This is a genomic window from Phascolarctobacterium sp. (genome assembly GCF_030531065.1).
Classification (GTDB): Bacteria; Bacillota; Negativicutes; order Acidaminococcales; family Acidaminococcaceae; genus Phascolarctobacterium_A.
Genome location: NZ_JAUNOQ010000005.1, coordinates 40626 through 63318, shown reverse-complemented (window position 1 = coordinate 63318; position 22693 = coordinate 40626). Strand labels below are relative to the sequence as shown.

General features: G+C 49.1%; 18 protein-coding genes. 10 read left to right on the top strand and 8 right to left on the bottom strand.

What is annotated here, in order from left to right:
* Positions 1–77 precede the first annotated feature (77 nt).
* The gene (locus tag Q4E64_RS04655) at positions 78–3854 is read left to right on the top strand and encodes a phosphoribosylformylglycinamidine synthase (protein ID WP_303166549.1); all 3777 of its coding nucleotides are present in this window, start codon (positions 78–80) and stop codon (positions 3852–3854) included.
* A 91-nt stretch (positions 3855–3945) separates the two neighbouring features.
* On the opposite strand, the gene hydF is transcribed toward Q4E64_RS04655, so the two are convergent.
* Positions 3946–5172 carry a [FeFe] hydrogenase H-cluster maturation GTPase HydF gene (gene hydF, locus Q4E64_RS04650; RefSeq protein ID WP_303166548.1) on the bottom strand — a complete coding sequence of 409 codons (1227 nt, stop codon included), beginning with the start codon at positions 5170–5172 and terminating at the stop codon, positions 3946–3948.
* Positions 5173–5293: 121 nt separating this feature from the next.
* Positions 5294–6346, bottom strand: a complete 1053-nt coding sequence (locus tag Q4E64_RS04645) for a nicotinate phosphoribosyltransferase (RefSeq protein WP_303166547.1) — start codon at positions 6344–6346, stop codon at positions 5294–5296.
* Between the two features lie 159 nt (positions 6347–6505).
* On the opposite strand from Q4E64_RS04645, the gene Q4E64_RS04640 reads away from it, so the two are divergent.
* The 6 genes from Q4E64_RS04640 to codY all read left to right on the top strand — a co-directional run bounded on the left by Q4E64_RS04640 (position 6506) and on the right by codY (position 14284).
* Entirely contained in the window at positions 6506–7633 is a 1128-nt protein-coding gene (locus Q4E64_RS04640) for a glycosyltransferase (protein ID WP_303166546.1), read from the top strand.
* A 118-nt stretch (positions 7634–7751) separates the two neighbouring features.
* Complete coding sequence (gene dprA / locus Q4E64_RS04635) at positions 7752–8876, top strand: DNA-processing protein DprA (RefSeq protein ID WP_303166545.1); 1125 nt, start codon at positions 7752–7754, stop codon at positions 8874–8876.
* A gap of 11 nt (positions 8877–8887) precedes the next feature.
* Entirely contained in the window at positions 8888–11035 is a 2148-nt protein-coding gene (gene topA / locus Q4E64_RS04630) for a type I DNA topoisomerase (RefSeq protein WP_303166544.1), read from the top strand.
* The gene (gene trmFO, locus Q4E64_RS04625; protein ID WP_303166542.1) at positions 11032–12345 is read left to right on the top strand and encodes a methylenetetrahydrofolate--tRNA-(uracil(54)-C(5))-methyltransferase (FADH(2)-oxidizing) TrmFO; all 1314 of its coding nucleotides are present in this window, start codon (positions 11032–11034) and stop codon (positions 12343–12345) included. Before topA ends, trmFO begins: the two co-directional genes overlap by 4 nt.
* Before the next feature lie 231 nt (positions 12346–12576).
* Positions 12577–13485 (top strand): tyrosine recombinase XerC, encoded by a 909-nt coding sequence (xerC, locus tag Q4E64_RS04620; RefSeq protein ID WP_303166541.1) that lies wholly within the window; start codon positions 12577–12579, stop codon positions 13483–13485.
* A gap of 19 nt (positions 13486–13504) precedes the next feature.
* The gene (codY, locus tag Q4E64_RS04615; RefSeq protein WP_368501515.1) at positions 13505–14284 is read left to right on the top strand and encodes a GTP-sensing pleiotropic transcriptional regulator CodY; all 780 of its coding nucleotides are present in this window, start codon (positions 13505–13507) and stop codon (positions 14282–14284) included.
* Between the two features lie 137 nt (positions 14285–14421).
* Here the strand turns inward: codY and lexA are convergent, their stop codons facing one another.
* The 4 genes from lexA to Q4E64_RS04595 form a co-directional block, all read right to left on the bottom strand.
* Positions 14422–15087: a transcriptional repressor LexA gene (gene lexA, locus Q4E64_RS04610; protein WP_303166538.1), complete on the bottom strand. Its 666-nt coding sequence runs from the start codon at positions 15085–15087 to the stop codon at positions 14422–14424.
* Between the two features lie 267 nt (positions 15088–15354).
* Positions 15355–16122, bottom strand: coding sequence for a malonate transporter subunit MadM (madM, locus tag Q4E64_RS04605; protein WP_303166537.1), 768 nt, complete (start codon positions 16120–16122; stop codon positions 15355–15357).
* Positions 16123–16131: 9 nt separating this feature from the next.
* A complete protein-coding gene (gene madL / locus Q4E64_RS04600) occupies positions 16132–16479 on the bottom strand; it encodes a malonate transporter subunit MadL (protein WP_303166536.1) in 348 nt (115 codons plus the stop codon).
* 242 nt (positions 16480–16721) lie between these two features.
* Positions 16722–17414, bottom strand: a complete 693-nt coding sequence (locus Q4E64_RS04595) for a LysR family transcriptional regulator (protein WP_303166534.1) — start codon at positions 17412–17414, stop codon at positions 16722–16724.
* A gap of 203 nt (positions 17415–17617) precedes the next feature.
* Here Q4E64_RS04595 and Q4E64_RS04590 point away from each other — a divergent pair, with 203 nt between their 5' ends.
* Positions 17618–17746, top strand: coding sequence for a hypothetical protein (locus Q4E64_RS04590; protein WP_303166533.1), 129 nt, complete (start codon positions 17618–17620; stop codon positions 17744–17746).
* Positions 17747–17960: 214 nt separating this feature from the next.
* Here the strand turns inward: Q4E64_RS04590 and Q4E64_RS04585 are convergent, their stop codons facing one another.
* Together Q4E64_RS04585 and pduL are read right to left on the bottom strand one after the other, a co-directional pair.
* Complete coding sequence (locus Q4E64_RS04585; RefSeq protein ID WP_303166531.1) at positions 17961–19466, bottom strand: hypothetical protein; 1506 nt, start codon at positions 19464–19466, stop codon at positions 17961–17963.
* 28 nt (positions 19467–19494) lie between these two features.
* Positions 19495–20070, bottom strand: a complete 576-nt coding sequence (gene pduL, locus Q4E64_RS04580) for a phosphate propanoyltransferase (RefSeq protein WP_303166530.1) — start codon at positions 20068–20070, stop codon at positions 19495–19497.
* 197 nt (positions 20071–20267) lie between these two features.
* On the opposite strand from pduL, the gene Q4E64_RS04575 reads away from it, so the two are divergent.
* Positions 20268–20780 carry a hypothetical protein gene (locus tag Q4E64_RS04575; RefSeq protein ID WP_303166529.1) on the top strand — a complete coding sequence of 171 codons (513 nt, stop codon included), beginning with the start codon at positions 20268–20270 and terminating at the stop codon, positions 20778–20780.
* 228 nt (positions 20781–21008) lie between these two features.
* Complete coding sequence (locus tag Q4E64_RS04570; protein ID WP_303166528.1) at positions 21009–22628, top strand: carbon starvation protein A; 1620 nt, start codon at positions 21009–21011, stop codon at positions 22626–22628.
* Positions 22629–22693 lie beyond the last annotated feature (65 nt).

The following is a 22693-nucleotide window of genomic DNA, read 5'->3' as shown; positions in this document are numbered from 1 at the left end:
GCTGCGGAAATATGCTACAATATAGTATACGAAACGATAAGTATGAACCTCGAAATTTTTGATTGGAGGCTGTGTATATGAGTAATATCAGAAGAATTTTTGTGGAGAAAAAGGACGCTTTTGCCGTTGAGGCCCATGGTTTGCTGGCAGACCTGCGCAATAATCTGGGAATGAGCGGCCTGCAGAATATCCGCATTGTTAATCGCTACGATGTGATGGGCTTGAGCGACGAGGAATTTGCCATGGCTAAGGCTTTAGTGCTGTCCGAGCCGCCGGTGGATACGGTAATGGAGGAGGAGCTGCCCCTGGCGGAAGGCGAGCAGGCCTTTGCCGTGGAGCTGCTGCCCGGTCAGTACGACCAGCGAGAGGATTTTGCCGAGCAGTGCATACAGCTGATTACCCAAAAGGAACGCCCGACGGTAGCCGCCGCCAAGGTATATATTTTGCAAGGACAACTGGACGCGGACGCTGTGGCTAAAATTAAGGCTTACTGCATTAACCCTATCGAAGCACGCGAAGCTGAGCAGGTTAAGCCGGAGACCTTAATCAGCGCCTGCGAGGAGCCAGCCCGGGTAAAGAGCGTGGCAGGCTTTTTGACCATGACCAGGGAAGAAGCAGAGGGACTGCGCAAGGAAATGGGCCTGGCTATGAGTTTGGAGGATTTGCTGTGGTGTCAGAAATATTTTAATGAAGAACGCCGCGAGCCTACCATTACGGAGATTCGCGTTTTGGATACCTATTGGTCCGACCACTGCCGTCATACTACCTTTATGACCCAAATAGAGGATGTGGAAATTATTCCCGGAACCTATACCAAGCCGGTTCAGGAGGCTTATGATAAATACATGGCTGCCCGCGACGAGGTTTACGGCGAAAATACCGAACGCCCTGTAACGCTGATGGATATTGCCGTTATCGGCATGAAAAAGCTGCGTAAAGAGGGCAAGCTGGACGATCTTGACCAATCCGAGGAAATTAACGCCTGCTCCATCGTCGTTCCCATTGAGGTGGACGGTAAGCAGGAGGATTGGCTGGTGATGTTTAAGAACGAAACCCATAACCATCCTACGGAAATAGAACCCTTTGGCGGCGCCGCTACCTGCTTGGGCGGCGCAATCCGCGATCCGCTGTCCGGTCGTTCCTACGTTTATCAGGCTATGCGCGTAACGGGCTGCTCCGATCCGCGTACTCCCGTCAGCGAAACCTTGCCGGGCAAGCTGCCGCAGCGTAAAATTACTATCGGCGCCGCCGCGGGTTACAGCTCCTACGGCAACCAGATTGGCCTGGCTACCGGCCACGTACAGGAATATTACCACGAAAAATTCGTCGCTAAGCGTATGGAAATCGGCGGCGTTATGGGTGCGGCTCCGCGCAGCGCCGTGCGCCGTGAACGTCCCGCCGCCGGCGATATTGTAGTGCTGTTGGGCGGCAAAACCGGCCGCGACGGCTGCGGCGGCGCAACCGGTTCCTCTAAAGAGCATACCGTAGATTCCCTGATGAGCTGCGGCGCAGAGGTACAGAAGGGCAATCCGCCGACGGAGCGCAAGATTCAGCGCTTGTTCCGCAATTCTGCCGTTACGGCTATGATTAAACGCTGCAACGACTTTGGCGCAGGCGGCGTATCCGTGGCTATCGGCGAGCTGACCGACGGCCTGGTAATCGACCTGGATAAGGTGCCGAAGAAGTACGAGGGTCTGGACGGTACCGAGCTGGCTATTTCCGAATCTCAGGAGCGCATGGCGGTGGTTATCGAAGCCGCTAATCGCGACGCCTTTATAAAATATGCCGATGAGGAAAACCTTGAGGCTACCGTTGTAGCCGAGGTTACTGCCGACCCGCGTCTGGTGATGTACTGGCGCGGCGATAAAATCGTTGATTTGTCCCGCGCTTTCCTAGATACCAACGGCGTGGCGCAGCATACCAATGTGGTCGTAAGCGAGGAGCGGCAGGATAACGTCTTTGAGCATGTGCCGGAAGAAGCGCAGAAGGCAAAAGATTTGGAAGCTGCCTGGCTCAATAATTTGGGCCGCCTGAACGTGTGCAGCCAAAAGGGTCTGTCCGAGCGCTTTGACAGCACTATCGGCCGCGGTACTGTACTGATGCCCTTCGGCGGCAAAACACAGCTTACGCCCAGCGAGGGCATGGTAGGACGCATTCCGGTGCTGCACGGCAATACTTGCGCCGCTACGGTTATGGCCTGCGGCTATAATCCTGCCGTGGCCTGCTGGAGCCCCTTCCACAGCGCAATGTACGCGGTAACGGAATCCGTAGTCCGTGCCGTAGCTTTGGGCGCAGACCCGGCTAAGCTGCGCCTGACCTTGCAGGAGTATTTCCCGAAGCTGCACGATGCTAACAGCTGGGGTCAGCCCTTCAGCGCTTTGCTTGGCGCGTTCACTACGCTGGACGCCCTGGATCTGCCTGCCATCGGCGGCAAGGATTCCATGAGCGGTACCTTTATGGATAAGACGGTGCCGCCGACGCTGGTATCCTTTGCCGTAGGCGTAATCGACGGCAATAAGGCCGTGTCCGCAGAATTTAAGGCGGCGGGGCATAAGGTCGTATTCCTGTCCTGCCCGCGCGATAATGCGGAGGTGTTGGATTTTGCCGCTCTGCGCAAAAATTTAGCGGCCGTGCATACGGCTATGGAAAACGGCAGAATCGCCGCAGCCGCAGCCGTAAAAGAGGGCGGTATCGCGGCGCTGGTAACGACCATGGCTATGGGCAACGAGCTGGGCTTTGAGTTTATTAAGCCCTTCCACGATACGGACAGCCTGTTTACGCTGCAGCCCGGCGGTATGGTTTTGGAGCTGGCCGACGACGCGGAGCCTGAGGAGCTGTTTGACGGCCTGGACTATATGCTCTTAGGTCATACGACGGAGCGGGCCGGTATTGCCATCAACGATACGGTTATCGCCGCAGATAGGGCTCTGGCCGCTTACCGCGCGCCGTTGCAGACTATTTTCCCGGACCGCCTGCCGGAAGCAGAGGAGCCTGCCGATATCGATATGCCTCTGTATAAAGCGGAGCTGTCGTTGACTGCGCCGGTAAATATTGCTAAACCGCGGGTATTTATTCCGGTGTTCCCCGGCAACAACTGCGAATATGACAGCGCCCGCGCTTTTGAAGCGGCCGGCGCAGTGGCCGATACCTTTATTGTACGCAATCTGACTGCGGCTGCTATCGAAGAATCCGTAGAAGCCATGGTTAAATATATCGAGAACGCGCAAATCGTGATGATTCCCGGCGGCTTCAGCGCTGGGGACGAGCCCGACGGCAGCGGTAAATTTATCGCTACCATGTTCCGCAATCCGCGCATTAAAGAAGCCATTAGCGACCTGCTGGAAAATCGCGACGGCCTGATGCTGGGCATCTGCAACGGCTTCCAGGCGTTAATTAAGCTGGGTCTGGTGCCTTACGGCGAAGTCCGCGATTTGTCCGCCGCATCGCCTACGCTGACCTTTAACAATATCGGCCGTCATGTTTCGCAAATCGTGACGACCAGAGTCGTTTCCAATAAATCCCCGTGGCTCAGCTGCTGCGAGCCGGGCGAGGAGCACGCTATTGCCGTATCCCACGGCGAGGGCCGCTTCTATGCGCCGGAAAGCGTTATCAAGGAGCTGTTTGCCAACGGTCAGGTGGCGACCCAGTATGTAAATATGCAGGGCGTTCCCACTATGAACACGCCGTATAATCCTAACGGCAGCCTGTACGCCATCGAAGGCATCACCAGCCCCGACGGACGCATTCTGGGCAAGATGGGCCACAGCGAGCGCTTTGCGCCCGGCCTGTTCCGCAATATTTGCGGCGAAAAGGACCAGAAGCTGTTCAAGAGCGGCGTAAATTATTTTAAATAAACAGTAAAGTAAAAAGCCATCGCTTCCGTAAAGAGGCGATGGCTTTTTTATGGCAAGCGTCTTGCCGCGGGCAAATCCGTCCATATATGCTTTATTCCAGCAGCTTTGCAATGTCTGGCAGGGGCGCGACGGTGCGCTTTAAGATGCCGTGCATATAGGCTATGGCAATGCCGTAGTTTGTCATGGGAACGTTCTGCTCCAAGGCTGTTTTATTGCGGTACTGCATCTCCTTTTCGTTAAGCATGCAGGCGCCGCAGTGAACTACCAGCTTGTAAGGGCTGAGGTCCCTGGGGAATTCTGTACCGCTGGTAAAAACAAATTGAGGCTCTGCCTTGGTGTAGGCGCGTATCCAGTTGGGCATTTTCACGGTGCCGATATCCTGGCACTGGCGGTGGTGGGTACAGCCTTCGCTGATGAGGATTGTGTCGCCGTCGGCAATACTGTCCAGCGCCCGGACTGCCTTGACGGCGTTATGCAGGCTGCCCTTATAGCGAGCCATAAGTATGGAAAAGGAGGTGAGGGGAACGCTGGGAGGCACGATCTGGCTGACCTTGGCAAAGGCCTGACTGTCGGTAATTACCAGGCGCGGCGGCTCTGTCAGCTTGAGCAGCGCCTGAGCCAGCTCCGTTTCCTGTACGACCATGGCGACGCCGTTATTGTCCAGAACATTGCGCAGCACCTGCTGCTGTGGCAGTATCAGGCGGCCTTTGGGCGCGGCGCTGTCGATAGGCGTTACCAGGATTACTGTATCGAGGGGCTTTAGCAAATCGCCTACCAGCTGGCGTTCCGTTTCCCTAGGCTTGAGGGCGGCGATGGCTTCTTTCAGCTCGCGGATGTTCTGGCCTGTTTTGGCGCTGACCAGAAAGCAGCTTTTGGTCAGCGTAAGGGCGCTGGCGGTGACGATAGCCTGCTGCATTTCTTCCAGCGCTTCCATTTTATTGAGTACCAAAATTGCAGGCAGGCACTTGCGTTGTATTTGCTGCCACAGCTCCTTATCTTCCCGGGCCAGGCCTGCGGCGGCGTCGACTACCAACAGAGCGATATCGGTTTTGTTAAGCACCTGATAAGCCTTGTCGATGCGCTGGCGGCCCAGCTGGCCTTCGTCGTCGATACCCGGAGTGTCGATTAGCATAACGGGTCCTAAGGGCAAAAGCTCCATAGCTTTATAAACAGGGTCGGTGGTAGTGCCCTTTTGCTCGCTGACTATGGCCAGATCCTGACTGGTAAGAGCGTTTATAAGGCTGGATTTGCCTGCGTTGCGCCGTCCGAAGATGCCGATATGGGTACGTTCCGCAGTGGGAGTAGTATTCAAGCTCATAAGATTACCTCCTTCAAAGAGCCGTATAGACAAAAAGCACTGAGGAACAAGCCCCAGTGCTTAAAATTCCTGAATTCCTGATAAACGCGGAAGTAGGCGAAAGCTTGCGCAACGGCAGGTTTTAATCCACCAATTCCAGTTTGGGATTGGGATTATACTTGCGGCCTGCTTTAGCGCATTCCTTGCCGTTGACCTTTACGATATCGGCGGTAAAATTGATATTGCCGTCGAAGAAGGAGGAGCCTACGGCGTAGGTGTCTACGGGTACGCCCAGCTCTTCAAAGGCCGCTACGCGGGCAGCGTCAAAACCGCCGGATACGATAATTTTAACGTGGTTGAAGCCTTCCGCATCCAAGGCCCTGCGCACGTTGCAGACTAGCTCCTTGCAGACGCCGGTGGGCTTAAAGGTGCCGATTTGGGTCCACAGGCTTTTATCCACCATGCTGCCGGAAGTATCAAGGCGCACGCCTGCCAGCTTTTTGCCCAGCTTGCGGGCTACGGCCAAAGAGGTGTTTACGCAGTCGTTGTCGAAATCGACCAATGCGATGCGGGCGATGGAAGGATCAACGTATTTGTCGAAGGCTTCCGTCGCCGCTACGGTATCGCCGTTGTAAGAAGCGATGAGCGCATGAGGAATAGTGCCTAAGCCTTTGCCGCCGTAAGCGCGGGCGTTAGCGTCCGTGGAAAAGCCGGTGATGCCGCCGACCATAGCTGCATAGCCGTCGGTTTCCTGGGTTTGGTATATATCATAGCGGGCGGGGAAGAACAGGACTGGCTTGCCGTTGGCTGCCTTAACCACGCGGCGAACATTGGTAGCGATGCGACTCTGGCGCGCCAAAATACCCAGATAGATAGTTTCCAGATGGGCAAAATCGGCATAATCGCCTTCGATAGTCATAACGGTTTCCCATTCGCTGACCTCTTCGCCGTCGCGCAGGGAGTGGATAACGATGTCTTCAGGATGGAAGGCGCAGGTCTTGATCAGGGCAATGACCTCGTCGGTACCGCAGACTACTACGTTATCGCGGGCAAATACCTGCATCAATACGCGGGGGTGATAATTATCGCCGTTTAAAATTTCTTCAGAACGCAGAAAATAAGCGTCGGTATAATAACCGGATTTGATTTCTTCTACAGGAAAGTTAAATTTTTCTACGGGTATTCTTTTAGTCACTTTGAGAACCTCCCAAAAATTTTTCAGTAATTAAACATTTCTGTGATTGAATGTTATTGAAAATATGATACAATAATAGCGTTTGTTATTCAAGTGATTTTACAAAAAAATCGTTTTTTACGACGGACTTTTGCGATTGACTGATAATGGTGAATGCTTATGCAGATAGAAGAAAAAAAGATTACCGTACTGCTGCTGTCCGCACCTATTGGGTCGGGACACAAGCTGGCGGCAGAAGCCCTGGAGCAGGAGCTTCTGCGCACGCCTGGAGTGCGGGTCGTCCACGGCAATATCTTCGACTTTTTTCCGCGCTGTTTGGGGAGCGCTTTTCTGCGCAGCTATTTGTGGATTTTAGAGCGCTGTCCCTGGCTGTATGCGCTGGCCTATAAATGGGGCGACAGGCAGGGAGGTTCGCTGTGGCTGCGCAGCTTGCTTAACAGTGCGCTGGCCCGGCTGGGGCGCGGCTATTTAAACCGTGTGCAGCCTGACGCGGTGGTGGCTACCCACGCTACTCCGGCCGGTATCGTAGCCTGCTATAAAAAGCGGCGGCCTGATTTATGGCTGGGCGCAGTAGTAACGGATTTTACTATTCACCGCTGGTGGCTGTGCGAGGGCGTGGATACTTATTTTATTGCCGACGAGCTGCTGCGCAGTAAAATTACGTTGCCAGCTGATGTGCAGCCCTTGGGGATTCCGGTGCGCAGGCAGTTTTGGCAGCACGATAAGCAAATGTGCCGTCAAGGCTTCGGCTGGGGCGCGGACGAGCGGGTGTGCCTGCTGATGGGCGGCGGCGAGGGCCTGCTGCCCATGGAAGAAATTATGGAAGCGCTGCAGCGGGAGCAAATTGCCGGGCTGCGGGTGATCGCTGTGACCGGACGCAACGCCGGACTGGCGGACAGGCTGCGCCGCCGTTTTGGCAGCAGCATGGAGGTTTATGGCTTTCGGGAGGATGTTCCGCAGCTGATGGCCGCAGCGGATATGATTATTACCAAGGCCGGCGGGCTGACGTCGGCGGAGGTGCTGGCGTCCGATTTGGACTTTCTGGTATATAAGCCACTGCCGGGACAGGAGCAGGGCAACGCGCTCTTTTTGCAGCAGTATTGCGACGTCAGAGTAGCGGATAACGTACAGGAGCTGATGCGACTGGTACGGAGCAGGAGGTCCGGCGAAGCGACGCAGCTGCGGCGGCAGCACGCGCATCCGCAGGCGGCGCAACAGATTTGCCGCTATATTTTGGCTAAAATACGCAGCTACGACCAAGGAGAGAGCGGCGTTATCAGAAAATAGTGCTTGACCGTTGTTGCTTTCTTCATTATAATGAGAGAAAATTACATATTATGAAGGCTGTGGCGTGAAGTTGGTCCTGACTGCATAATAGAATGATTTACAGGAGGGATCTGCTTTCATGCACAATCTATATTTAGCCGCTTTATGCGCCGTTGTGCCCGGCCTGGGCCGCAAACAGATAGTAAAGCTGACGCAGCGCTTAGGCGGCGCTCGCGCCGTATTTGAAGCTGATGCGGAAGCTTTGCGGGCAACAAGGCTGGTAAGGGCGGCGGCCGTGGAAAATTTTATTGCCAACCGCAGCGCGGTGTGGCCGCAGAAAATAGCTTATTTCTGCCAACAGGAGGGCGTGAGGCTGGTCGCCGTAAGCGACGAGGATTACCCGAGCGCTTTGCGGCAGGCCTCCGATCCTCCGCCGGTGCTGTATGTTAAGGGAGAGCTGCCGCGTACTGATTACTGCCTGGCCGTAGTGGGCTCGCGGGATTGTACGGCTTACGGGGAACGGGCGGCGTCTTATTTTGCAGGTGCGTTGGCCAGACAGGGTATACCTATTATCAGCGGCGGCGCCCGCGGCATCGATACTGCCGCGCATGAGGGCTGTCTGGCAGCAGGCGGGCGGACTGTGGCTGTTATGGGCTGCGGTCTGGATATGGATTATCCGCCGGAAAACAGCGCGCTTTTTCGCCGTATTGTGCGGCAGCAGGGAGCGCTGGTAACGGAATATCCGCCGGGCGTAGCGCCTCTGCCCGCTAATTTCCCCGCGCGCAACAGAATTATCGTGGGTATGTCCCAGGGCGTGCTGGTGGCGGAGGCCGCAAGGCGCAGCGGCGCACTGATTACGGCTAATATAGCGGCTGACGAGGGGCGCGAGGTTTATTGTGTTCCCGGTAATATTTTTGACCATACCAGTGTTGGCTGCCACGATTTGATTCGTACAGGCGCTAAGCTAGTGGATACGCCCCAGGATATTTTAGAGGATAAGGACGGCTGGGAGCTGCATATGCGGCGGCACGTCAGCCAGCCGACGATTTTTGACGCAGTAAAGCTTGAAAAGGACGCGCCTGCGGTGCCGGTAACTGAGCTGGGCGGCAGGCTGCTGCAGGTTTTGCAGGGAGGGGCCTGTACGCTGGAGGAGCTGACGGAACGAAGCGGCGCAGATTTTGCCGCCGTTAGCATGGAGCTGCTTGAGCTGCAAGCGGCCGGTTTGGCAGACGTCGATCAGGCTCAGCGATACTACCGCAGGTAGGAGGAAAAGGAATGGCTATGAATTTGGTTATCGTGGAATCTCCCACGAAATCCAAGACTATTGAAAAATTTTTAGGAAGAAATTATAAGGTCAAAGCGTCTATGGGGCATTTGCGCGATTTGCCGAAAAGCACCTTCGGCGTAGATGTGGAGAAGGACTTTGAGCCTAAGTATATCAATATACGCGGCAGGGGCGAGCTGATTAAAGAGCTCAAAACTATGGCCAAAAAAGCGGATAAGGTTTATCTGGCGACTGACCCTGACCGCGAGGGAGAAGCAATCAGCTGGCATTTGGCACATATTCTTGGCCTGGAGGAGGATAAGAACTGCCGTATTGAGTTTCACGAAATTACCAGCAGCGCGGTAAAGGATGCGATTAAGCATCCGCGGGCCATCGATATGGATATGGTTGATGCGCAGCAGGCGCGGCGTATTTTAGACCGCATCGTCGGTTATCAGCTGAGCCCGCTGCTATGGCGCAAAATACGCAAGGGCTTGAGCGCGGGCCGTGTGCAATCCGTAGCCGTAAAGCTTGTAGCCGACCGCGATAAGGAAATCGAAGCCTTCGTGCCCCAGGAGTACTGGACGCTGAACGCTAAGCTGCGGGAGCATGCCAAAGCGCCGATTTTTGAAGCGGAAACGGTAAAATACAAGGGTAAAAAGCTGGAGCTGACCTCGGCGGAGCAGGCTCACGCCGCTGAAGCCGCCTTAGCCGACGCTTCTTATATCGTCAGCAAGGCGGAACGCAAGGAGCGCAAGCGTCATCCGCTGCCGCCCTTTACCACGTCTAATTTGCAGCAGGAAGCCAACAAGAAGCTGAATTTTTCCGCTAAGAAAACTATGATGGTAGCCCAGCAGCTTTATGAAGGCGTTTCTTTGGGCAAGGCGTCCGTTGGTTTGATAACTTACATGAGAACGGATTCTGTGCGTCTGGCCGACGTAGCCGTCGACGAAATTCGCAATTATATCAAGGATAGCCTGGGGCAGGAGTTTTGCTCGCCTAAGCCTAATCATTACAGCGCCAAAAAGAACGCGCAGGACGCTCACGAGGCTATTCGTCCTACCAGCGTACTGCGAACCCCCAGCGAGGTCGCCAGCCATTTAACAGGCGACCAGCTGAAGCTGTACACGCTGATTTGGAAACGCGCCGTTGCCAGTCAGATGAGCGACGCCGTTTATGACGTGACTACGCTGCTTATCGACGCCGGCGATTATCAGCTGCGCGCCAGCGGCTCCATTCTGCGCTTTGCCGGCTTTTTAGAGCTGAACGGCGGCAGGAGCGCCGACGAGGAAAAGGATAAGACCGTACCGTATATCGAGCCGGGCAGCAAGCTGATGCTGCATAAGCTGCTGCCGGCCGAGCAGCACTTTACCGAGCCGCCTGCTCATTTTACCGAAGCGACGCTGATTAAGGAACTGGAGGAAAAGGGCATTGGCCGCCCTTCCACCTATGCTCCTACTATCGTCACTATTATCAGCCGCGGCTATGTGGTGAAGGAAGGTAAAAAGCTGCTGGTAACGGAGCTGGGCCTGCTGACCATCGATATGCTGACGGAATACTTCAAGGATTTGATTAATATTCCTTTTTCCGCAGAATTAGAGGGGCAGCTGGACGAGATTGCCGAGCATAAAATCTCCAAGGAGCAGGTGCTGCATAATTTTTACGAGCCCTTTTCTAAGGATTTGGCAAGAGCTAACGAGGAAATACCCGTAGTTGACCTGCCGGTGGAGGTAACAGACATTCCTTGCGAAAAATGCGGCCGCATGATGGTAATCAAGGAAGGACGTTTCGGCAAGTTTTTGGCTTGCCCGGGCTTCCCCGACTGCCGCAACGCCAAGCCGATTTTGAAAAAGATAGGCGTAGCCTGTCCCGTATGCGGCGGCGAGCTTATCGAACGCAAAACAAAGACAGGCAAAACCTTTTACGGCTGCGAAAAGTATCCTGAATGCGAATATACTACCTGGGATTTGCCCTTGCAGGAAAAATGCGCCAAATGCGGCCATATGCTGGTAGAGCACACGGAACGCAGCGGGCGCAAGCGTAAATATTGCAGCAATCCTGAATGCGTTGACGCGCGCCCTGTACGGCCTGCTGCCGTTAAGGAGCAGGAACCGCCTAAGAAAATCGCCCGCGGCGGCAGAAAGAAGGCTGCTAAATGAAACCGGTTCATGTAATAGGCGCTGGCCTGGCAGGCTGCGAGGCCGCCAATCAGCTTACTAAAAGAGGTATTCCCGTTATTCTGCACGAAATGCGTCCGCTCAAAAGCGACGCCGCACATAAAACGGCTTATTTTGCCGAGCTGGTATGCAGTAACAGTCTGCGCGCTGGAAATATTGAAAATGCCGTAGGCTTGCTAAAAGAGGAAATGCGCCGATTAGGCTCGCTGATTATGGAGCAGGCAGACAAGCATCAGGTGCCGGCGGGCGGAGCCCTGGCCGTCGACCGCGACGGCTTTGCCGCAGGCGTAACAGAGGCCGTGCGCAATAATCCTTTGATTACCGTTGTGCATGAGGAGGTAACCGACTTACAGAGTCTGGAGGGTATCGTCATTGTGGCCAGCGGGCCGCTGACCTCCGACGCTCTTTCTGCTAATATTAAGGAGATGCTGCGCGAGGAATATTTTCACTTCTTTGATGCGGCGGCTCCTATAGTAACTGCCGATTCGCTGGATTATGATAAAGTGTACCGCGCTTCTCGCTACGATAAAGGTGGGGCGGATTATCTTAACTGTCCCTTTTATACCAAAGAGGAGTATGTGGCTTTTTGGCAGGCTTTATGCGCTGCCGAAAGCGCGCCGGTTAAGGATTTTGAGCACGATGTCTTTGAGGCCTGCATGCCTATTGAGGAAATGGCTGCCCGTGGCGAGGACACCATGCGCTTTGGCCCGCTGAAGCCAGTGGGCTTGATTGATCCACGTACCGGTAAGGAAGCCTATGCGGTAGTACAGCTGCGTCAGGACAATGCCGCCGCTTCGCTGTATAATATCGTAGGCTTTCAGACGCATTTGAAATGGCCGGAGCAGCGCCGCGTATTCGGCATGATTCCCGGCTTGGAAAAAGCCGAATTTGTGCGTTACGGCGTAATGCATAAAAACACCTATCTTAACTCGCCGCAGCTTTTGGATAAGCATTTCTGCCTGCGCAGCGATAAGCGCTTTTATTTTGCCGGGCAGATGACAGGCGTAGAGGGCTATGTGGAGTCGGCGGCGTCGGGGCTGATGGCAGGCATTGCCGCAGCGCGGGCGGCTTTGGAGCTTCCGGAAGCAGAGTTCCCTGCGGAAACGGCTCACGGCGCTTTGGCTAATTACATCAGCAATCCTGCGATAGAAAACTTCCAGCCCATGAATATAAATTTCGGCTTGATTCCGCCGCTGACAGTGCGTATCCGTAAGAAGAAAGAGAAGAACGCGCAAATTGCTGCCAGAGCCTTAGAGGCATTGGAGACTTTTCAAACGCTTCTAAAAAAATAAAATATTTGCTTTTGCCGTTCAGGCAAAATGCTTGACAAAGCAGAAAATTTACGCTATTATATATTTTGTAAAAATTCTTACTGCTGATTCAATGAAGAAACAGTGCCGCATTATGATGAGCACTGTTTTTTTGTAATTTATAAATCTATTTGAAAATTGAGAAGAATAGAAAAATTATCTTGCTCTTAACTGAAGTTTGTGATAGGATATTTAACAAGGAGATGTGAGTATATGCCTGCTACCGCAGCCCAGTATCCTGAAAGATTTTTAACATATCTGACAGTTGAAAAAAATTGCTCGCCGCTGACAGTAGCCAATTATGGCAAGGATTTAAAAGCTTTTGTCGATTTTTGGCAGCAAAAGCAGAAGAGTACTTTACGGTGGGAGCGGGTAGGAGCGTTGGATATTCGCGCTTATCTGGCGTATTTAAACGATAAGCAGTATGCCAGGCGTACTGTAGCTCGCAGGATCTCGGCGTTACGCTCTTTTTATAAGTACCTGGTGCGGGAGAATATTCTGGAAGCCAGTCCTTTGGACAAGATTCGTTCTCCTAAGCTTGATAAAAAACTGCCGACCTTTTTAGATGAAGCTGAAATCAGCGAGCTTTTAGAATTGCCGGATAATGACGCTTTAGGACGCAGGGATCAGGCGGTATTAGAGCTGTTATACGCTACAGGCTGCCGCGTATCTGAGCTTGTCGGATTGACGCTGACTCGTATCGATTTAGGCAACAGGTACGTCATTTTATTAGGCAAGGGCAATAAGGAAAGAGTGGTGCCGTTGGGGCACACCTGCTGTGAAGCATTAAGCCGTTATTATACAATACGAGCTATGCTGATGCAAAAATATAGGACGGCAGAACATGATTATGTATTTGTCAATAGCAGGGGAGGCGCTTTGACAGACCGCAGCGTGCGCCGTATTCTGGATAAGTATATTTCTCAACTGGCAATTCGCAAAAATGTCAGTCCGCATACTATCCGTCATTCATTTGCTACACATCTTTTAGCTCACGGCGCCGATTTGCGCGCTGTCCAGGAACTTTTAGGCCATGCGAATTTAGCTACTACGCAAATTTACACGCATGTAACAACGGAGAGAATAGCCGCTGTTTACAAAAAAAATCATCCAAGAGCATAGTGGAAAATAGGAGGGGTAAATTATGGAGTTATTAGAAAAAACAAGAAAAATCAATAAATTATTACAAAGTGGCGATAAAGTAGAGTTTAACGCTATTGCAAAATTGCTGTGCGATATTATTCAGGCTAATACCTATATCGTAGGACGAAAAGGTGGGGTTAAGGGATACGCTTTAATTCATGAGTTCGAGTGCGATATTATGCGTGAGCAGGTACTGGATAATAAACGCTTTCCTGCTGATTACTTGGATTTTATTATGAGCGTAAAGGAAACTATAGCTAATATTCCGCATCAAGATCAAAATTGCTCCTTTGTTTCTGCTACTAAATGTATTTTTAAAGATAAAATGACGACTGTAGTACCTATTTACGGTAAAGGCGAACGTATTGGTACATTGATTGTTGCTAAATATAATGATAAATTTAACGATGAAGACTTATTACTGGCAGAGTATGCCGCCACTGTATTAGGAGTAGAAATTCTGCATGACCGCGAAGCGCAGGTAGCTGAAGAAATTCGCAAAAGAGCGATGGTACAGATTGCTTTTTCCACGCTGTCTTATTCTGAATTGGAAGCTATCGTTAATATTTTAGGCGAGCTGAATGGCAACGAAGGCTTGCTGGTCGCTTCTAAAATTGCTGATCGTGTAGGCATTACCCGTTCTGTTATTGTCAACGCTTTGCGTAAATTTGAAAGCGCAGGCTTAATTGAAACTAAATCTTTAGGTATGAAAGGTACTTATATACGCGTGCTTAACGAGTTGTTATTTGAAGAATTAAAAAATAATAAGAAAAGATAAGAATTAGTTCAGAAGACAAATTTAATATACAGATACAAAAAGGCAGCTCTTTGAGAGCTGCCTTTTAATTTTGACGTAATAATAATGTCATTATAGCGTCACTATATCATTATTTCAACGGCAAATTGTCTGTAAAATTACAGCATACGGAAAACGGAGATAACCTTACCCAGTACCTGAATATTATCGGAGCCTACGATGGGCTGATACTTGTCGTTTTCAGGTTGCAGACGCACGCTGCGCAGCTCGCGGAAGTAACGCTTAACAGTAGTTTCTTCGCCGTCGATTAAAGCGACTACGATATCGCCGTTATTGGCAAAATTTTGCTTGCGGGCGATAATATAGTCATGATCTAAAATACCGGCGTTAATCATACTGTCGCCGCAAACGGAAAGCATAAATACGTCGTCGTCGCAGCCAATCAGGTCGCGGGGAATGGGATAGGTTTCTTCGATATTTTCTACCGCCAAAATCGGAACGCCTGCCGTAACCTTACCAACCAACGGTACGGGAACCAACAGCTTATTTCTCCAAGCGTCGCTTTCAGACATTAATTCCAAAGCGCGCGGTTTAGCTGCGTCGCGCTGAATAAAGCCAAACTCCTGCAATCTTTTTAAATGGTTATGCACGCTGGCGCTGGAAGACAAGCCGACAGCAGCGCCAATCTCACGTACTGCGGGAGGATAGCCCTTGCGATTGATAAAGTCGCGGACAAATTTCAAAATATGACGCTGGCGCTCTGAGAGCATATCTTCGGTATAATTGCCATCAAAATCAGGGGGAAGCGCTTTTCTTCTACCCATATTCAGAACCTCCAATCAAGTGTTTATGATTTACTGTAACTCCATTATAACAGATAAAATTAATTTCGTCAAACAGTAGTGCGATAAAATGCTTCTTATGTTGATGTAGTTTGCATATAGAAAAAGCAGAAGCGTTTTGCTCCTGCTTTTTCTATATAATGGTTATTTATAGTGTTGCTTTCTAGTAAAAGTATTGGTATATACAGTTTACTACAAGCATTACTACCACCTAACTTAGTTCTTTATAATATAATTATATTTCAATTCTTAACCAAAGATAGCTTTAGTAGCTAAAAATAGTATTGACGGGCACATGAGACATCCTAAACCAGTATAAAATGTTGCACACATTGCTGCGTAAGGTACAAGTTTGGGATTTACGGCGGCCATACCAGCAGAAGTACCGGAAGTTGAACCTAAAAGCCCGCCATATACCATAGCTGATTTAGGATTATTGATTCCACAAACATTAGCCAACAGGGGAGTTAATATCATAATAGCAACAGACTTAACAACACCAGCAGCAACGCTTAAAGTAATGACTTCTGACGAAGCTCCAAGAGCAGTGCCGGTAACAGGACCAACAATTAGAGTTACAACGCCAGCACCGATTGTTACCAAGGATACTACGTCCGTATATCCCCAAAGAAAAGCTAAAATTACACCAACGACGAAAGAAGATATTATGCCAAGAAACAATGCTAATACGCCAACAAAACCGCATTTCTTTATTTCTTTTAATTCTACGCCGAAAGCTGTCGCTGTGATAGCAAAATCTCTAAGCATACCGCCGCCCATAAAGCCGATGCCTGCAAACATAGGTATTGACGCCAAACCTTTATGCCCACCGGTAGTTATGCCGCCAATATACGCCAAAATCAAACCGAAAAAGATAGCTAGAGCCGATGCATAAGGCTTTTTATTTAGTTTACCGGCAATAGTATATGCAATATGTGTTGTTATTCCAACAATTAAAAACGCACAAATTAAACCATTCTTTATTAACAGTTTAGACAAAATCGCTGCTAAATCCATAATAACACCTCACAATTTCGCCAAAATAGGAATGAGCGCAAACCCTGCCAATACGCCTAAAACACCGCCAATAATTGCTAAAGGCCCGCTTGTTACGGCAGCAACTACATCCTGAGACGCCGTCATAGCTACAACAATAGGAATGTACATAGCAGCCCAAAAATCAATGCCGCTAGCCGATTTGCTATCTAGCCAACCATATTTAGTACCATGGTTAGTTAAGAGTATTAGGAAAAGCATGGCAAAACCTACGCCGCCCACATTAGCTTTAACGCCCAGCAGGGGACCCAGAATATCGCCAATATATAATCCTGAAAGAAAACATGCAGCTAGCAAAGCTACACCTTTAATAATCATAATTTTTACACCACCTTCAAAAATTTAGAAAACACTATAATAACCATAACGTTGAGTACTCTAGGTTATGGTTATAGTATATGAATTATATCCACTGTTGTCTAATAGCAAATAGATTGCTAATCAATAAAGCTTTAATTATATAAAATTCATATAAACTACATATAAGAAAAAGCTACAACATCAATAACTAAATAGTTATCTATGCTGTAGCTTTTGAGCGATTTAGCAAATAAGTATGTTTAGAGTTTACATAAATTATGCTTTACAAATTCATAAAATTGCTTGGCAACTGGAGACATTTTCTTGTCTCTGCGCCATAGCAAGGATATTGGTCGTTCGCACCTAGGTTCTGTTATAGGAATTACTCTACACCCCTTATTATACATACCAGTTTGAATAGCTGTTTTGTTAATCAAAGCAATGCCAAGATTTTCTTCTAAGTAAAGCGGCTCGTATTCTATAATCAAAGATGATATATCAGCGCGTTCAATTTCTGTACTGCAAAACACAAAATCTAGCTCTTGTTTATCAAATAACGCTTCAGCAATTTTGTTTGAAGGGATTAAGGTTTGACTTATAGTAATGTTAGGAAATTCTTCGTGAAAACTTTTTTGGTAGTTACGGGAAAAACTAGTGCCAGTAACTCCTAATCGTAAAGTCTTTTGCGCCTGAAAATCAACTTCCTGCATTTCATATAAAGCCGCGTTATATTCTTCTAGTATCTTGGTAATATGTCTTAAAAAAATTTCACCTTGAGAAGAGAGAACGATATTTCTTCCTCGTTTTACAAACAGGGGATAACCGACCTCCTCGCTGATTCTTGCAAGAGCGCTGGATAAAGCCGGTTGAGCTACATGCAAATATTCTGCAGCTTTTGTCATGTTGCCAATGGTAGCGATAACATGAAAATATTCCATTTGGTGTATATTCATAATAACCTCGTAAAAGTGTTTTTTTCATTATTTTCATTATATAACTCGACGCTTGAGAAAGCAAGCGTGCGAAACCGATGATATATAACTTTTGCGTTATTGATTTATGAATCTATCTATATTAGACCTGTTATGAAAATAATTGTATAATAAAAGCATCAAAAGGAATTCTTCCTGAAAACAAAAAAAGGAGTGTGTTAGATATGTTGACTAAACAAACCTTAATCGTGATTCTTCCCAGCATGCTTGCCATGTACGCTTTAAGCAAAAAATGGACTATTTTAGCAAGCGGTATTATGATTCTAGCGATAGTCGGAATGTTTCATATTTAATTATATGAAAAGTCAAATTGAGGCAGGCCTTTAAATTAAAAGAGCTGTCGTAAAAATAGGAGGCAATGAAGACTTGCAAACGCGGTCTCAATGCCTCCTAAAAATATTTCTTTTTACGTCCGATAATGTACATTATGTAAAATTTTTGCTTTTTCTCACAAACGCTTTTGTCAATCCATGATATTTTCCCTTCACGCCAATTACTCAAGCGCAATCAAAATTGCCATTTATCAATGTCTTTAGTAATTTGTTCATCCGGCGTTATATCGCTTTTGTACAAGTAAAATAATATGCTGCCCGTATCATCTGACACAGGAGCGATGCGCAGGAGATTATCGAAAGCAAAATCCTGCAGCAGATTAATTTTGCTGTGAATGTTAATGTACGCCGCTTTGCCTTGCTTATAGCTTACGCCATAAGAATACTTTTGTAAAGAGAAATAATCGTTTTCAAATCTTTGCAGCTGGTGCAGCGTTTCGCGCGTAATCAATTCTGTATCTAAAGACATCGATAACATATGCTTAAAATCTTCATCTTTAGATTTAATGCTGCAGGCTAATAGCAAAGCGTCCAAATTATTTAATACCTTGCGTACTTCTTCCTTAGCCTTATCCCGAAGAGGCTCATATTTATTGGTAGTTTTATCCACTGCCGTTAATATGGACATTTCGTCGCTGTTTGCGTTATCCGCCGCAAATAAAGCAAACATGCCCTGATAATCAAAATCGTTGGCAATTTTTTGCATTACCGGCAGAGAGGCGGCCATAGTAAATGTGCCTGCGGCTTCCTTTTCCTTAAATTGGATTTGGCCGTAAAACCAATCCTGCGGCAGCGTCATCGTTTTCTGCGCCGTTGCGTCGGTAAAGCTTACCGGGGCTGCAGCTTCAATCGGAGCCATCGTTTTGAAGCTTTTGACAAGCTTATTATGTGCCTTAGCAAAATTTTTAAGCGTACTTTTATCAATATCGGCAGGGTTGACGTTTTCAACCTGCATAGCTTTGGCTAAGGCTTCGCTGAATTTACCGGAGCTCATGCCTGCTTCCGTAGTTTTGCCGTTTTTAGAATCGGTTTTCGCTGTATCTTCCTGTTCTGCATCAGCAGAGTTATCGGTCGGCTGTTTTTTCGCCAGCGCCTGCTCGTCGATAGTTACCGTCGACAACATATACAGCCGGTCGTTAGCCGATAACAGGCTGGTATCCACCGCTACCAGGCCGTCGCCCTGCTTATATAAATAGGAAATATTGACGGCTTTGCGGCTGCTGATTTTACTTACGCTAATAATGGGCTTGAGTTTTTGCAATTGGTCCTTAAACAGCTTCTGCTCCAAAGGCACAACATTGTTTTTGTTTTCATGAGCCGCATAACGCTCCATATCCACCAGAGGGCTGGGAACTGTGCGCACGTCCAGTTCGGAACGCTGCAGCAAAGCCATCTGCTCGTACTGCTTATCAAAATAAGCCGTACTGAACTTTTCCCCTAAAATACTTTCCATTTCATCGGCGGTATAATAATTGATTAAATACACGCTGGCCTGATTCATACGCTCCAGCTTATCAACGGAAGCCGCCCCAAAGCTGGAATAAGCGTACAGCTTACTGCTGACCATTTTGTAGAACGGTTCCTTATCTTGTACGCTGTAGCCTGCCTGCAAATTGTCGTAGGCCCAAGCCTGACTGGCGCACAAAAGAAATACTGCCGCTAACGCTGCACTTTTTTTCATTGTCAACCCTCCCCTGCCGATTACTGTTTTATTTTTGATAAACGATATTTACCATGACGCCGCTGTCTAAATTGCAGGCGTTGGCTTCGTCCGTATCGATATGCACCTCGTCGGCATGCTTCACGCCTGCGCGCACTAACACGTTATGCAGCGTCAGGCTGCGTTCACCTTCTGTCTGGATATCTACGATATCGCCGTCCTTGAGGCCGTACTTAGCGGCTGTTTCAGGATAAAGATGCACATGACGGGCCGCAATAATAATGCCCTCCTTCAGCTCCAGCTCGCCTGCCGGGCCAATAAGCTTAGCGCCTGCCGAGCCTGCAATATCGCCGCTGTTGCGAATAGGCGCGTTGAGCCCTACCTTGCGGGCATCAGTTAAAGAAAGTTCGATTTGCGTTTCCGGACGCAGCGGGCCGATAATGCGCAGTTTCATAGAATCCTTAGGCGTTACCATAGTAATCTGTTCTTCGGAAGCATACTGCCCGGGCTGACCGATAGCTTTTTTAGGATGCAGCTCGCTGCCTTTACCGAAAAGAATATCCATGTGCTCGCGGCACAGGTGCGCATGACGGGCGCTGACGCCCAAAACGATTGGAAATTGCATGTATCTCACCTCGTATAAATTTTATCAGGATAGCTATAGTATATCATAAAAATATCTTTATATGTTGTATACAAAACAAAATTAGCATATTCTTCACACTAAGAAGCGTTTTTGCGGCCGTCTATGGACAAGCGGACGCTGATAGCGTATACTAAAGAAGCATAAAAGAAAAGCGTGGCCAACACGCTTATTTATAAATGAAGGACGGTATAAAGATGGACGGACAAGCCTATTTACAGCTTTTGCAGCAGCGGCTCCAGCGCTATTTTGACTGCAAGCCAACGCCGGAAGAGCTGCCCTTTGCACTTGTTGCGGAGCTGAACGCGGCGGACGAGGGCTATTTTATTGTGCCAAGCATTAAAACCTACAGCGTGCAGCATAACGAATACCTTTATGTGCAGCGCTTTGAGCAGCCGCTGACTATGGCTATGGTGCAGCCCTATTTAAACTATCTGCGGCAAAAAATGCAGAATTTAGTTACGACGACGGAGCATATGAACAGCCTGTTCGCTTTGGTTCTTGTTTGTGAAAAAGGTCTGGAGCCGTCGGTGCAGCAGGAGCTGACTACATTCAAATATCACAAGGACTATTGCTTTTCCCTCAAGGGCTGGTCGGACCTCGCCGTATTTATTGCAGACCTGCCGAACCGGCAGCTTTCATATAATAAGGCCGGACGCAAAACGGCCGCCTATTTCGATTTTCCTCATTAATATACACTACCAGCTGTTAAGAGGATAGTTCTGTATCTATCTTAACAGCTTTTTTTGTTTTCTCTCATTCCGGCATTTTTATTTAAAGACTTTCTGACTATTTCGTTGACAAAACGCTGAAATGTGCTATACTATTGCTATGTTTGGCACAATATATAGTGCTGATACGCTCTTATTTTTCTCATAACTTTATTGCAAGGATGCAAGAAAAAAGAAAGGATGTTATGTATGAGTGGTTTTATGTTATTAGTAGGCTCAATGATTATTTTCTTCATTGCCTACACTGTTTACGGCGCCTGGTTGTGTAAGCAATGGGGCATCGACCCCACGCGCAAAACGCCGGCTGAAAGATTGCGCGATGATGTAGACTACATGCCTACGCCTCCGGCAGTGCTGATGGGTCACCATTTTTCCTCTATCGCAGGCGCTGGACCTATCGTCGGCCCCATTACCGCAGCTGTATTCGGCTGGGTTCCTGTTATGCTGTGGATTTTATTCGGCAGCATTTTCTTTGGCGGCGTGCATGATTTTGGTTCTTTGTTCGCTTCCGTTCGTTTTGACGGCAAAACCATCGGCCAAATCATCGAAGCTACTCTGGGCAAGAGCGGCAAGTTCCTCTTCTCCATTTTCGCTTATGTAACGCTGCTGGTAGTAATCGCTGCTTTCGCCAATATCGTAGCCGCTACCTTCGTGGCCAGCCCGCAGGCTGCCACCGCTTCCATGCTCTTTATCGTGCTGGCCGTAGCCTTTGGCCTGGCAGTATACCGCGGCGGCCTGAGCTTTAAAATCGGTACTGTAGCCGGCGTTATCCTGCTGGTTGTGTGCATCGCTTTGGGCAACATGTTCCCGCTGGTTTTGACTAAAAACACTTGGGTATGCATTCTGATGGCCTATATCTTTATCGCTTCTATCGCGCCTGTATGGATTCTGCTGCAGCCACGCGATTATCTGAACTCCTTCCTGCTGTATGCCTGCATAGCTTTTGCACTGGTTGGTATTATCCTGTATCAGCCCACCATGCAGCTGCCTGCAATCACTACCTTTGACCCCTCCGGCAATGGCAGTAACCCCATGTTCCCCATGCTGTTCGTAACCGTTGCCTGCGGCGCTATTTCCGGCTTCCACTCCTTGGTATCCTCCGGTACCACCTCTAAGCAGCTGGATAGCGAGGGCAACGCCCGTCTGATCGGTTACGGCTCCATGTTGCTGGAAGGCGTGCTGGCCGTGGTTTCTGTTGTAGCCGTTGGTTATGTAGGCGGCGAAAAGCTGACTGAATTGCTCAAGGCCGGCGGCCCGGTAAACGTATTTGCCGACGGCGTTGGTACCTTCATGACTACTTTGGGCTTTTCCTTCGGCGTTGCCAAAGGCTTTGTGGCTCTGACTATTTCCGCATTCGCTATGACTACTCTGGATACCTCTACCCGCTTGGGCCGTTTTATCTTCCAGGAGCTGTTCACTAAAATTGAAGCTGAAAGCGGCGAAGCAAAAGGCAGCATGCTGACTAATCCGTATGTAGCTACCGCTATTACCGTTGTTCTGTCCGGTTATATGTCCTTGGGCTCTTACCTGACTATCTGGCCGATTTTCGGCGCTGCAAACCAGCTGTTGGCTGCTCTGTCCCTGCTGGCCGTTGGCGTATGGCTGAAGAGCGTGGGCAAAAACAATCTGATGGTTGTTATCCCCATGATCTTTATGTTCTGCGTAACGCTGGTGGCTCTGGTGCAGATTATCGCCGCTAATATGGCTGCGCATATTATCACCGCCGCTCTGGGCACTGTCCTCTTTATCCTAGCAATCGCCCTCTTCTTCACCGCTCGCAAGAGCTTGTTCGGAAGTTCTAAAGCGTAAGGAAAATAAAATCAAAAATTTAGCTCCCGTTTCATTGCGAAGCGGGAGCTTTTGTATGTAACAAA